Below are 12,871 nucleotides of genomic sequence, written 5' to 3' on the forward strand. Positions count from 1 at the left end.
ACTCCGGAAGCCCCGGTGGCTCCCGCGGCCTGGGCGGCCCTGGCATCTCCGGTGGCTCCAGCGGCCTGCGGGTCTCCGGTGGTTCCAGCAACCCGGGCGTCTCCGCCGGATCCGGCGACCCCGGTGGTCCCGCCGTCTCCAGTGACGCCGGCGGCTCCGGTGGCCCCAACGACCCCGGCGGCTGCGGTCGCGTCAGCGGCCCCGCCGTTGCCTGGTCGGCCGCCGTCCCCAGCCGGGGCGCCCCCCGGCACGGTGGTGCCCCCTGCTGGGACGCTCCCTGCCGGCGCGCCGCCCCCACTCAGCGCGCCGCTCCCTGCCGGGGTGCCGCCCTCCGTCGGGGTGCCGTCACCCGTCAGAGCGCCGCTCCCGGTCAGCGCGCCGGCCTCCGCCGGTGTCTCCCCGATGTCCACGTACGGCCGAATCCGCAGTGGATTGAAGTCCTCCGCCGCCGCGGCTTCGGCCGTTCGGGCGTCGCGGAGAGCGTCGGACGCCCGGCTTCCGCAGGCGCAGGACGGGGTGTTGTCCGTGCCCCGGGGCACCCCGCATTCGGGGCAGGCATGCCCCTTCCGCTCTTCCACGCGTCGGTCCCCTCCCGTACGAACTCCAAGGATTATGCAGATCCTCCACACACCTTCTCCCTGAAGGCCCCCCGGAATGGCGGCTTCCGGGAGGACTCAACAGGCCATAACCGGACACTCCGATGACGATGGGAGATGTCACGAGAGCGTCGGGAGGACTCCATGGCCGGCGATGGGCACGGCAGGACCGGCATGACGGGGACGACGGGCGACGTCCCGGACGGCGACCGGCCGTCGTCGGTCATGCCCGCGTCGCCGCAGTCCCCGCAGCCGCCGCGGCCCCCACAAGCCCCCCAACCCCCGCCCGGCGACCCCGCGGCCCCGCCCGAGCAGGTGCCGGGCAACGTCCTCGTCTCGATCGGCGCGCTGCTCCTCGGCATGCTGCTGGCCGCGCTCGACCAGACCATCGTGTCGACCGCACTGCCCACCATCGTCAGCGACCTCGGCGGCCTGGAGCATCTGTCCTGGGTGGTCACGGCGTATCTGCTGGCGTCGACCGCCGCTACTCCGCTGTGGGGCAAGCTCGGTGACCAGTACGGGCGCAAGAAGCTCTTCCAGGCCGCGATCGTGATCTTCCTGATCGGTTCCGCGCTGTGCGGCATGGCGCGGAACATGCCCGAGCTGATCGGGTTCCGGGCCTTGCAGGGCCTGGGCGGCGGCGGGCTGATGGTGCTGTCGATGGCGATCGTCGGCGATGTCGTCTCGCCCCGCGAACGCGGCCGCTACCAGGGCCTGTTCGGTGCCGTGTTCGGCACGACCAGTGTGCTCGGGCCGCTGCTCGGCGGGCTGTTCACCCAGCACCTGAGCTGGCGCTGGGTGTTCTACGTCAACCTGCCCGTCGGCATGGTCGCCCTCGCCGTGATCGCGGCCGCCCTGCGCATCCCGCACCGGTCGCAGCGGCACGTCATCGACTACCTCGGCACCCTCCTCATCGCCTCGGTCGCCACCTGCCTGGTGCTGGTCGCCTCACTCGGCGGCACCACCTGGGGCTGGGGTTCGCCGCAGATCATCGGCCTGGCGGTGGTCGGCGTCGTGCTCGTCCTCGCCTTCCTGGCCGTGGAGGGGAGGGCGGCCGAGCCGGTGCTGCCGCTCAAGCTGTTCCGCATCCGCACGTTCTCCCTGTCCGCGGTCATCAGCTTCATCGTCGGCTTCGCCATGTTCGGCGCGATGACCTACCTGCCGACGTTCCTCCAGGTCGTCCGGGGCATCTCGCCGACGCTGTCCGGGGTGCACATGCTCCCGATGGTGGTCGGCATGCTGTCGGCCTCCACCGGTTCCGGGCAGATTGTCAGCCGTACCGGCCGCTGGAAGGTGTTCCCCGTCGTGGGCACCGCCGTCACCGCGATCGGCCTGCTCCTGCTGCACCAACTCGACGAGCACAGTTCGACGGCCGTGATGAGCGCCTGCTTCTTCGTCTTCGGCGTGGGCCTCGGCCTGGTCATGCAGGTGCTCGTCCTCATCGTGCAGAACGCCGTCAGCTACGAGGACCTGGGCGTCGCCACTTCCGGTGCCACCTTCTTCCGTTCCATCGGCGCCTCCTTCGGCGTGGCCATCTTCGGCACGGTCTTCGCCGGCCGCCTCGGCGAGAAACTGACCGCCGCCTTCACCGGAGTGCCGCTGCCGCCGGGGGTGTCGGCGAACACGCTGAAGTCCGATCCGCGCGGCATCGCCGCCCTGCCGGCCACGCTGCGCCCGGCGGCCCTGCACGCGTACGCGTCCGCGATCACCGACGTCTTCCTCTACGCCGCCCCGGTCGCCCTCCTCGGCTTCGTGCTCGCCTGGTTCCTGAAGGAGGACCGGCTGCGCGGCTCGGTCACGGCCCCCGACGTGACGGAGACGTACGCGACCAACCCGGTCGAGCGGTCCTCGTACGACGAGGTGTGCCGGGCGCTGTCCGTGCTGGGCACCCGCGAGGGGCGGCGCGAGATCTACCGGGAGATCACCGAGCGCGCGGGCTACGACCTCGACCCCGCGGCTAGCTGGCTCGTGCTGCGGATCAAGAAGTACGGCTGGGTGGAGCCCGCCCTGCTGGCCGAGCGCACCACCATCCCGCTGAGCGTGATCATCGGAGCCACCCGTCAGGTCGAGGAACGGCACCTGGGCGAGCGTCACGGCGTGGACCTCGTACTGACCGAGGAAGGCCTGGAGGCCGGCGAGCGTCTGGCGCACGCCCGGGAGGAGTCGCTCGCCGGGCTGCTCGGCGACTGGTGGGGGCCGGCCCGGCCGACCGACCTGGTGCAGCTGGTGAAGGAGCTGACGGGGGAGCTGTGCGGGTCCGACCGGGAGCGGCCGGACCGGGAGCGGCCGCACGACGACCGGCGGCCGGCTCCCCGCCCGACGTGAGACGTCGGCCGGTGACCGCCGACCCCGGCCGGTGACCGCCGACCCCGGCCGGTGGCCGCCGACCCCGGCAGGGGCCGGCAGCCACCGGCCTGGGCCATCGATCACCGGCCTGGGCGCTCGGTCCCTCGGCCTGGGCGCTCGGTCACCGGCCGGGGTTCTCGGCCACGGGGCTGGGCGCTCGGTCACCGGCCGGGGTTCGCGGCCACGGGGCTGGGCGCTCGGTCACCGGCAGGGGTTCTCAGCGCAGGGCTTTGCCGAACCAGTGCTCGGCGTACGGGTCGTCGTTGTGTCGTCCGTTCTCCGTGTAGCCGAGCCGGGCGTACAGGGCGCGGGCCTCCGCGAGGTCGCTGCGGGTGTCCAGGATCATCCGCCGGGCGCCGAGCGCGCGGGCGGCGTCCTCGGCCGCGGTGACCAGGAGGGCGGCGCCGCCCTTGCCCCGCATCTCCTCCCGCAGGAACACCCGGGTGAGTTCGGCCCGCTCCGCGTCCAGCAGCCGTACGCCGGCGGTGCCGGCCGGGGTGCCGTCGTACCGTGCGAGGAGCAACTGCCCGGCGGGCGGGGCGAGTTCGGCGCCCGTGGTGGCGGCGATCTCCCGCTCCAACTCGTCGGGGTCGGTGCGGCGCCCCTCGTGCAGCAGGTACCAGCGGTCGCTGACCTCCGTGTAGTACGCGCGCCACAGCGCCGCTGCCGCGGGGGAGTTGAAGGGCTCGGGTGCGATGGTCCAGGTCACGAAGGACATTGTGGGGACGCGGAGGGCGGCGGGCGCAACCGGTTAAAGCGCGCGCCGAACGCCCCGCGTGCCCACGTGCCCACGGGGCCGGGAGGCCGGTCGGGCGTCAGGGCCTACTCGGCCATCCCCCGTCGCCTTCGCCACTCCTGGACGATCTCCTCGACGTCGTACCGCTTCAGGCCCAGGGGTGGGCCCGGTGGGGGTTTCAGCATCATGTCGAGGATCTTGGTGTTGATGTCCGCGATGACGGCGCGGACGATCCGTTCCGAGGGGGCCGCGAGGGCCGCCGCGAGCGCGTCCTCGGCCTGCTTGCGCAGTGCGAGCGACGGCGGCAGGTAGGACAGGCCCTCGCGGGCCATCTTCCGTTTGACCCACCACAGCTCGTCGTACGTCATGTCGTCCGGCAGCGGCTTTCCCGCGCCCGGCAGGCGGTCGAACTCTCCGCGTCCCTGCGCGTCGCGGATCTGCTTGTCGACCCAGGAGCCGAACGCGACACCAGGTGGCTTTCGCTCGGTCATGGGTCCATTGTGCCGGACGCGGCAGGGCCGGGCGTTTTATCATGCGGCGGCGGTACGGCAATCCGGCCACCGCGCGAAGGACGTCTCAAGGGGAACCCACGTGCTCGAACTGACCATGGCCTCCGTCTCCGGGACGGACGCGGGCGCCACGGCCGGGATGCTCATGGCCGACGCTCCCAGCGAGCCGGGTGCCGCGCTGCGGGTGGGCCGGGACCCGGCCGTGTGCCGCCTGGTGACGCCCGACGACTGGCTGTTCGTCTCCCGGGTCCACCTGGACTTCCAGTGCGCGGCCGACGGCACCTGGCAGGTCACCTGGCTGCGCGGCTCCCAGCCGGAGCCGTCGTCCGAGGTCCGGCTGACCATCGGTGAGCACACCCAGCCGCTCGCCTACGGCGGGACCGTCGCGCTGCCCCGGGGCGGATCCGGCGAGATCGTGGTGCAGGACCGTACGAGTCCGCGCAGCGTCAACGTCGGGTTCTTCCACGAGGTGTGAGCACCGCGCGGGTGGCGGAAGGGCGGCCGGTCACTCCGGCCGGTCACTTCGGCCGCTCACTCCAGCACTCGCGCCAGCGCGAAGCCGTCGTGGCCCTTGGTGCCGACCGTCTGGATCGCCGTGCCGTCCAGCCTGGGGTGCTCGGCGATGAGTTCGAGGGCGGCCCGGGTGCCGAGCACGCTCGGATCGGTGCTGGTGGGGTCGGTGACGTGGCCGCCGCGCACGACGTTGTCCAGGACGATCAGGCTGCCGGTGCGGGTCAGGCGCAGGGCCCACTCCACGTAGTGGTGGTTGTTGGCCTTGTCGGCGTCGATGAAGACCAGGTCGAACGGCGGCGGGTTCTCGTCGGCGAGCTGGGGCAGCGACTCCAGGGCCGGACCCACCCGCACCTCGGCGATCCGGTCCAGACCGGCGCGCGCGATGTTGCGGCGGGCCACGTCGGCGTGGCGCGGGTCGTACTCGAGGGAGATCAGCAGTCCGTCGGCGGGCAGCGCGCGGCCCAGCCAGATGGTGCTGTAGCCGCCGAGCGTGCCGATCTCCAGGATGGCGTGGGCGCCCTGGACCTGGGCGAGGAGGTGCAGCAGCTTGCCCTGGTTCGGGGTGACGTTGATGCGCGGCAGCCCCTCCGCGTCGCTGTCGCGCAGCGCGGCCTGAAGGGATTCGTCCTCCGGGGAGAGCAGAGTGGTGAAGTATGCGTCCACGTCGTCCCACAGCTGCGAGTCGCTCATGCACCAAGCCTTTCGTATGTCTAGTTAGATTCTCTAACTAGCCGGGCTAACGAATATAGCCGGGTGCGGTGGTGGTGTCAGGCAATGTCAGTCGTTCGGGGGCGGCCCGTGGGTCCGGGCTGCTGTCTGAGGGCCGTGACGGCAGCCGTCTTCGGGTCGCGACGGCAGCCGCAGGGCCGCAACGGCACCGCCGCCCCCGGCAGGAGCCGGAGGCGGCGGTGGGAAGTCGAGTGGGCCAGGCGGCCGGAAGGAGGGGCTTACGCCTCCACCGACGGCGCCGACCCCGGCAGCGGCCGGCCCGCGGACTCCGCCATGAACCAGACCGCCGCGCCGCCGATCAGCGAGGCCGCCATCATGTAGTAGGCGGGCATCATCAGGTTTCCGGTCGCGCCGATCAGGGCGGTGACCACCAGCGGGGTCGTCCCGCCGAACAGCGAGACGGAGACGTTGAAGCCGATCGACAGCGAGCCGTAGCGGACCCGGGTCGGGAACAGCGCCGGCAGGGCGGACGGCATCGCGGCCGTGAAGGTGACCAGGAGCAGGCCCAGGGCGGCCATGCCCAGCCCGACCGCCGCCAGGCTGCCCTGGCGGATCAGCAGCAGCGCGGGGATCGACAGGAACAGGAAGCCCGCGCAGCCGGCGGCGATCACCGGACGGCGTCCGACGCGGTCGGTCAGCGCGCCGGCGAACGGCTGGACGATCATCATCAGGGCCATCACGCCGAGCACGACGACCAGACCGTGCGTCTCGTCGTACTTGAGCACGCTGGTCAGATAGCTCGGCATGTACGACAGCAGCATGTAGTCGGTGACGTTGAAGACCAGCACCAGGCCCACGCACAGCAGCATCGCCTTCCACTGGCCGACGATCATCTCGCGCAGCGGCACCTTCGGGCGGTTCGACTCGCACTTCTCCGCCTCGGCCGCGAAGGCCGGGGTCTCCTCCAGGCGCATCCGCAGGTAGAGGCCGATGATGCCCATGGGGCCCGCGATCAGGAACGGGATCCGCCAGCCCCAGGAGGTCATCTGGTCCGAGGAAAGCAGGGCTGTCATCAGGGTGACCAGGCCCGCGCCGCCGATGTAACCGGCCAGGGTGCCGAACTCCAGCCAGCTGCCGAGGAAGCCGCGACGCTTGTCCGGGGCGAACTCGGCGATGAAGGTGGACGCCCCCGCGTACTCGCCGCCGGTGGAGAAGCCCTGCACCAGCCGGGCCACGAGCAGCAGCAGCGGCGCTCCGACGCCGATCGTCGCGTAGGACGGGATCAGGCCGATCGCGAAGGTGCCCACGGCCATCATGATCATGGTGAAGGCCAGCACCTTCTGGCGGCCGATGCGGTCGCCCAGCGGGCCGAAGACCATGCCGCCGAACGGGCGGACCAGGAAGGCCGCGGCGAAGGCGCCGAACGTGGAGAGCAGCTGCGCCGTCGGGTTGCCGGAGGGGAAGAAGACCTTGCCCAGCGTCACCGCGATGTAGCTGTAGACGCCGAAGTCGAACCACTCCATGGCGTTGCCCAGCGCGGCGGCCTTCACGGCGCGCCGGACGAGCGCTGGGTCGGTGACGGTGGTGTGGCGGCTCTTGGTGAGGGAGACGGACCGTGGCGCGGTGACGGTGACAGCTGACAAGGCTTCGCTCGCCTGCCTTTCGACGGGGACAGAGACCAGACCCCCGGCGCTGACGCGGGGGCCGAAAGTAGCCCACCGGGGCAGGCCGAAAATCGACCATACGACTGTCCGTGTCCGTTACGCACCGTACGCACGTCGATGCATGCTGCACCTAAATGTTCGTTGTGCAGGTACTTAGTCCCCGCACGGACCGTGATTCCCCGCTCCGCACTGTGATCCTTCTCGCGCCCCGGCCGGGGAACCGGACCCTCCGCGCACTATCGTCATCCGGACAAAAGGCGAGCGGACGCCAGGTGAATCAGGGGTAGCCGCGTCCTTCTCCGGGGGAGGTGCGAGCCTCTCGGGAATGGCGAATGGGTTCCCGGCGCGGGAGCGCGCGGGACATACGGGGCGGGAGGCCGAGAGGGCGTGGCGAATGCGGAGCGCAGCGGGGGGCCGGCGGCGGCGTTCGGATCGGCGGCGGATCCGGCCACCGCGCGCCTGCACGCGACCCGCCTGGGTCTGTGGCTGATCGCCGGGATCCTCGCGATACGGCAGGTGGCCGTCGTCCTCGGCACCCCACGCGGCAGCCGGCTCACCGACCTGGAGACCTGGGTCGGACCGAACGGCGTCCTGCACGTCAAGGGGTCGCTGTACGACTCGACGGAGTTCACCGGCACCCCGCTCGGCGGCCTCGTGCTCAAGCCGCTGACCAGGGCCGCCGAGCAGGCGCTCGGCTGGGGATGGACCTTCGGCACGCTGCTGCTGGTGGTCGCCCTGGGCCTGGTCGCCGCCCGCGCCCTGCCCGATCCGGTCGGCCGCCGCACCTCCCTGCTGGCCGCGCCCGTCGCGATCAGCCTGCTCATGCTGTCGCTGCCGGTGCGCAGCACGCTCTGGCTCGGCCAGACCAGCATCATCCCGGTCCTGCTCGTGCTGCTCGGCTGCTTCGTCGTACGCGGACAGCGGGCCGGCGGCGCGCTGATCGGCCTCGCGGCCGCGCTGCAGCCCACGGTGCTCCTCTTCGCTCCCCTGCTGTGGTTCACCCGGCGCCGGCAGGCCGCCGTCTCCAGCGCCGTCACGTTCGCCGCGTGCACCGCGCTCGCCTGGGCCGCGATGCCGCACGACTCCTACACCTACTGGGTCCACCACATGGCGGGCGTGGGCCTCGGCGGCCGCGCCGACGCCCTCGCCAACCAGTCCCTGCACGGCGCCCTGCTGCGGCTCGGCCTGACCGGCCCGCTGGAGACAGGCCTGTTCCTGCCGCTGGGCGCGGCGGTCGCGGTGCTCGGCCTGCGCCGGGCCGTGCGCTACGCCCGCGACGGCCAGCTCCTGCTCGCCGTCGCGATCACCGGCTGCGCGGCGATAGCCGTGTCGCCCACCACCTGGCAGCACCAGTTGCTGTGGGTGCTCCTCGCGGTCGTCGGCCGGGTCGGCCGCCGCGCCTCCGACCGGTACGTCTGGCCGGTCGCCGTCATCCTCGTCATGACGCTGCCGGCGACGATGATGCTGCCGCACATCGCGGCCCTGAACCCGCTGCGGGACAACATCGTCCTGCTGGCCGCCCTCGCCGCCGCGACGGTCGTGCCGTTCCTGTCCCGCACCTCGGAGCACTACGCCTCACCCGTCCCGACGGAGTACGCGCCCCCGGTCCCGGCGCGCTTCCGACGGGTCCCCCTGCTCCCCTTCCTGCGCCGGGTCCTCACCCGCCCGAACCTGTTCCTCGAACTACTCCTCATACGCGTCACCTACGCCGCCTACCAGCAGGTACGCCTCGCGGCGACGGGCGGCACCATCTCCGGCGGCCGGGCCCGTGCCGAGCAGCACGGTCAAGAGATCCTCTCCCTCGAGCGCTTCCTGCGCATCGACATCGAGCACGCGGTCAACCACGCCGTGGTGAAGGTCGACTGGCTGCGGAACTTCTTCGACTTCTACTACGAGTCCTTCCACTTCGCCGTCCCGCTGACCGTCCTCGGCGTCCTGTGCTGGCGCCGCCCGGTCGACTACCGCTGGGCCCGAGCGGCCCTCGGCTTCGCCACCGTCCTGGCCCTGGTCGGCTTCTGGCTGTACCCCCTGGCCCCGCCCCGCCTGATGCCGACCCTCGGCATCATCGACACGGTCCACGGCGTCCAGGACTTCTCCCAGCCGGACTACGGCACCCTGACGTCCCTGACCAACCAGTACGCCGCGATGCCGTCCCTGCACTTCGGCTGGTCGCTGTGGTGCGGCGTGGTCGTCGCGGTCGTCGCCCCCAAGTGGTGGATGAAGGCCCTGGGCCTCCTCCACCCCCTCTTCACCGTCTCGGCCATCGTCGCCACCGGCAACCACTGGGTGCTGGACGCGGTGGGCGGCGCGATCGTCGTCGGCGCGGGCTTCGCGCTGACGTACCTGCTGTCCGGCCCGCGCGCTGTCGCCGCACCCGCCACACCGGAGAGGCAACCGACAGCCGAACTCGTCACCCGCTGACGAGCCGGAACAACAAAGGGCCCCGTTGGGGCACGGAAGGTGTCCCGTGTGGTCGGCAGAGGCGTGCCCCGGTACCGGGCACCCGGGCCGCGGTCCAGGTGCTCCCACTCCCGGGCGGACTCCGTCAGCCTGCGGTGCAGGCGCAGGTGTCCCAGGCCGGCGTCCACCCGGTGAGGCGACGGCGTGTGATCTGCGGCACGTCTGCCCCGGCGGGCGCGGTCGGCCGGTCGGGCGGTGACACAGGACATTCCACCTGTCGATGCCGCTGTTCAGGCGCCGTGACAAGAGCCTCTTCCAGGACCGAAGGCCTATGGCGCAAAGGGAGGTTGGGGCCTCCGTAAAGGCGTGCTCACGAGGTGACCGATGGGTAAGTTTGGGATCGGTCCGGCCGCAACCAGGCCACGGGGGTCTGCTGGGAGAAGCCGGGTCAGGAAGGGCCGACATGACCAAACGGTCCGATGTGGTGGATCCGGCCTGCTCGTACCGGCGCACGGGACACAATCCGGAGTGCGGGGTGTGGAGGCTGGAGAGCCTGACCGGGCGGGAGCGGGAAGTGCTTCTGCTGCTCGGGACGGGCTTGGGCAACCGGGAGTTGGCCCGGGAGCTGGGGATCGCGGAGCGCACGGTGAAGGCGCACATCGCGAACATCGTGGACAAGACCGGTCAGCAGACGCGGACGCAGGCTGCGATCGTCGCCGCTCTGGCCCACGACGCGTTGTGCCCGGATCCGGCGTGCGCGCGGCACCTGGCGAGGGTTCCGGTTCCGGGGCAGAGACGTCAGTCCTCCGCCGCATAGCCGCATGGCGGCACAACTGCACAGCCGTACAAGCCGTACAGCAGTACGGCCGTGCAGAGGAGGCTCTGTGCCCGTCCGTCACCGGGCGGGCACGGGGCCGGTCACTCCGCCGCGAGGCAGTGGGACGTCGGCGGGATGGGGACGACGAGCCTGGAGAGGTTCACCAAGGCGGCGTCGGTCTGCGTCGCGCCGTCGAAGACCACCTGGGTGGCGGGGGTGCGGCCGTAGGTGACGACGACTTTCCTGCTGCCGGCGGACTGGGCCAGGTCGATGACCCAGTCCACGCCGTCGACCGCGAAACACGGGTCGCCGGTCGGCCCGGGAGGGGTGACTCCGCAGCGCAGCACGATGTCGCGGTCCCCCCAGACGGCGATGCCGGGAAGGTCGCTGTCGCGGCGGGGAAGGCCGCCGAGGGACGCGGGCGCGGCGTCGGTGATGCGGTGGCAGTGCGGGGCGCCGGAGGCCTTCGCGGGGCGTATCCCGGCGTCGGCACCGGTGTCGGCGAAGGCGTAGACGGTGAGGGCGGCGCCGGCGGCGACGACGCACACTCCCGCGATCAGTGCGGGCCGCGATCGGCGGGTGGAGGGCATGCTCGGGGTCGTCTTCCCGGGGCGGGGGCGGCTGGGTCGGGCGCAACGTTAGGGCATCGGTACGGACGCGGTTGACGCGGCCCGGGTTCATGTCCTTTCGGGCATTGCCTCTTTGGACACCTCCCCAACGGACATGGTGGCGACGGTCGTTCGTGCCTAGGTTCGGTCGCGCAAGCAGATCGACTGTTCAGGGGGAAACGATGCGCAAGGCAGTCAGTTCGTTCGCGCTCGCCGCGGTGGTGACCGGGACGGTGGCCGTGGTGTCGGCTCCGGCCCAGGCCGCGCCGCAGGCGAAGGACCCGTACGCGCACACCCGGCTCGAACGGGTGTGGGCGCCCAACACGTGCCTGTCGATGGGCGGCAGCACGAAGAACAACGCGCGGCTGATCGTGGCCAAGTGCGCCAAGACCGACAAGACGCAGCGGTGGACGCTGAAGCGCCTGTACAGCAACCAGTCGGTGTTCACCATCAAGAACGACAAGTCCGGCAAGTGCCTGGCGGTGGACTCCAAGAGCCGCATCGTCCAGTACACCTGCAAGTCCTCGTCGAAGAACCACCAGTGGGTGCTGTCCGGTTCACGCATCATCAGCCGGTCGAAGAACAAGGCGATCGCCTCGAACTCCACCAAGTCGGGCTCGAAGCCGTATCTGGAGGCGTGGCACTCCAGCCCGTCGAACAAGGAGCGAGGCCGGCAGGAGTGGGGCCTGTCTTGATCGGGAGCGGGGTTTTCATGCAGGGGAAGCGCTCCGTGCCGCGCGTGCTGGCGGTGACGGCGATTCCCGCCGTGCTGCTGGCGTCGTCACTGACGTCCGCTTCCGCGCAGGAGGCGGACGGGTCGTCCACGGCGGCGCCCAAGGGGGCGGCGTCCACGGGCAAGGCCGCCGTGTTCGTACTCGACGCGGACAGCGGCCGGTTCGGCGGGGCGAAGTCGGGCCTGGCCGCGTCGGTGGCCCGGGTGGCGCCGGTCCGGACGTACATCGGCAAGGCCACCGACACGCAGATCCTCGCGGCCGGCGGCCAGAAGGTGGTCGCCGACATCACGCTCGCCTCCTCTCCGGTGAAGGCGGAGCGGGCGGCGTGGGCGGCCTCGTCGCGGTTCGTCGACCTGTCCTGGCCCGACCTGGGCGCGGCCCGGTACACGGTGTACCGCAACGGCGTGAGGATCGCCGACACACCTGGTCACAGCCTGCGCGACACGGGAGTGGCGGCGGGCAGCCGGGTCGACTACAGGATCACCGGTGAGGCCGGTGGACTCGGGCACACCTGGGGCCTGACGGCGACGGTGCCGCGGTCCGACGACACCGCGACGCTCGCCAGGACGGCGCAGCAGATCGAGGCCAAGGCGAAGAGCTACGTCAAGACGACGGTGGTGTGGCGGTCCTTCATCCGGCAGCAGTGGGCGACCGTGCCCAGCAAGCTGGGCTCGGTGTCGGGCTGCAAGTACACCAAGGGCTACAAGTACGCCGGCGACAACCACGGCTTCTCCAGCAAGGTGACCGGCCCGTCGTTCCGGGCCGGCCTGCGCGGGATCGTGTACTGGAAGAAGTCGCCGTACGAGCTGTTCCCGGAGACCGGCTGGACGAAGGTGTACAACGCCAAGACCGGCAAGCTGGTGGACAAACGGAAGGCGTCCACGAAGGGCATCGACTTCCGGACGAAGACGCGCTACGACGGCAAGACCCGTGCCGTGCACGCGCAGATCGAAGCCACGGACCCGTTCTGCCCGACGTCCGGGCCGAAGCGGGCGGGCATCGGCGCGTTCTACGACGCGAGGCTGGCCCGCAACGGCGACTTCTACGTGTCGGGCAAGTACCGCAAGGCCCCGGACCACGAGATGTACCTGTACGGGTACACCAGCGGCGACAAGCACTCCACGAAGGCCGTGCACCAGTCGAGGATGAGCAGTCTGCTGTGCCTGTCCCAGCCGATGTGCGAGCTCGGCACGATCGGCAACAACGGCGGCTACTGACCCCCCTCCGACCCCGGGGCCCGCGCCCCGGGGTCCGCGCCCCGGCCCCGGTCACGGTCGTC

11 protein-coding genes are annotated in these 12,871 nt (G+C 71.4%); 6 read left to right on the forward strand and 5 right to left on the reverse strand.

Features of this window, described 5'->3' with window-relative positions; translation table 11 throughout:
* Positions 1–770 precede the first annotated feature (770 nt).
* Positions 771–2,921: an MDR family MFS transporter gene (locus ABZ818_RS01375; RefSeq protein WP_361408954.1), complete on the forward strand. Its 2,151-nt coding sequence runs from the start codon at positions 771–773 to the stop codon at positions 2,919–2,921.
* A 238-nt stretch (positions 2,922–3,159) separates the two neighbouring features.
* Here ABZ818_RS01375 and ABZ818_RS01380 read toward each other — a convergent pair whose 3' ends face one another.
* Together ABZ818_RS01380 and ABZ818_RS01385 are read right to left on the reverse strand one after the other, a co-directional pair.
* The gene (locus tag ABZ818_RS01380; protein WP_361408957.1) at positions 3,160–3,660 is read right to left on the reverse strand and encodes a GNAT family N-acetyltransferase; all 501 of its coding nucleotides are present in this window, start codon (positions 3,658–3,660) and stop codon (positions 3,160–3,162) included.
* 104 nt (positions 3,661–3,764) lie between these two features.
* Positions 3,765–4,169, reverse strand: coding sequence for a DUF1992 domain-containing protein (locus tag ABZ818_RS01385; RefSeq protein WP_361408960.1), 405 nt, complete (start codon positions 4,167–4,169; stop codon positions 3,765–3,767).
* A gap of 100 nt (positions 4,170–4,269) precedes the next feature.
* On the opposite strand from ABZ818_RS01385, the gene ABZ818_RS01390 reads away from it, so the two are divergent.
* Positions 4,270–4,662, forward strand: coding sequence for a hypothetical protein (locus ABZ818_RS01390; RefSeq protein ID WP_361408962.1), 393 nt, complete (start codon positions 4,270–4,272; stop codon positions 4,660–4,662).
* 56 nt (positions 4,663–4,718) lie between these two features.
* Here the strand turns inward: ABZ818_RS01390 and ABZ818_RS01395 are convergent, their stop codons facing one another.
* Positions 4,719–5,390: an O-methyltransferase gene (locus ABZ818_RS01395; protein WP_361408965.1), complete on the reverse strand. Its 672-nt coding sequence runs from the start codon at positions 5,388–5,390 to the stop codon at positions 4,719–4,721.
* Between the two features lie 257 nt (positions 5,391–5,647).
* On the reverse strand, positions 5,648–7,012 hold the full coding sequence (locus ABZ818_RS01400; protein ID WP_361408968.1) for an MFS transporter: 1,365 nt from the start codon (positions 7,010–7,012) through the stop codon (positions 5,648–5,650).
* Between the two features lie 408 nt (positions 7,013–7,420).
* Here ABZ818_RS01400 and ABZ818_RS01405 point away from each other — a divergent pair, with 408 nt between their 5' ends.
* Both ABZ818_RS01405 and ABZ818_RS01410 read left to right on the forward strand, forming a co-directional pair.
* Positions 7,421–9,454: a bifunctional glycosyltransferase 87/phosphatase PAP2 family protein gene (locus tag ABZ818_RS01405; RefSeq protein ID WP_361408971.1), complete on the forward strand. Its 2,034-nt coding sequence runs from the start codon at positions 7,421–7,423 to the stop codon at positions 9,452–9,454.
* 442 nt (positions 9,455–9,896) lie between these two features.
* Positions 9,897–10,250, forward strand: coding sequence for a helix-turn-helix transcriptional regulator (locus ABZ818_RS01410; protein ID WP_361408974.1), 354 nt, complete (start codon positions 9,897–9,899; stop codon positions 10,248–10,250).
* Positions 10,251–10,351: 101 nt separating this feature from the next.
* On the opposite strand, the gene ABZ818_RS01415 is transcribed toward ABZ818_RS01410, so the two are convergent.
* A complete protein-coding gene (locus ABZ818_RS01415; protein WP_361408977.1) occupies positions 10,352–10,840 on the reverse strand; it encodes a DUF3515 family protein in 489 nt (162 codons plus the stop codon).
* 200 nt (positions 10,841–11,040) lie between these two features.
* Between ABZ818_RS01415 and ABZ818_RS01420 the strand changes: the two genes are divergently transcribed.
* Both ABZ818_RS01420 and ABZ818_RS01425 read left to right on the forward strand, forming a co-directional pair.
* Positions 11,041–11,553: an RICIN domain-containing protein gene (locus ABZ818_RS01420; protein WP_361408980.1), complete on the forward strand. Its 513-nt coding sequence runs from the start codon at positions 11,041–11,043 to the stop codon at positions 11,551–11,553.
* A 17-nt stretch (positions 11,554–11,570) separates the two neighbouring features.
* Positions 11,571–12,809, forward strand: a complete 1,239-nt coding sequence (locus ABZ818_RS01425; protein WP_361408982.1) for a hypothetical protein — start codon at positions 11,571–11,573, stop codon at positions 12,807–12,809.
* Positions 12,810–12,871 lie beyond the last annotated feature (62 nt).

It is taken from the genome of Streptomyces sp. NPDC047453 (assembly GCF_040643155.1).
Classification (GTDB): Bacteria; Actinomycetota; Actinomycetes; order Streptomycetales; family Streptomycetaceae; genus Streptomyces.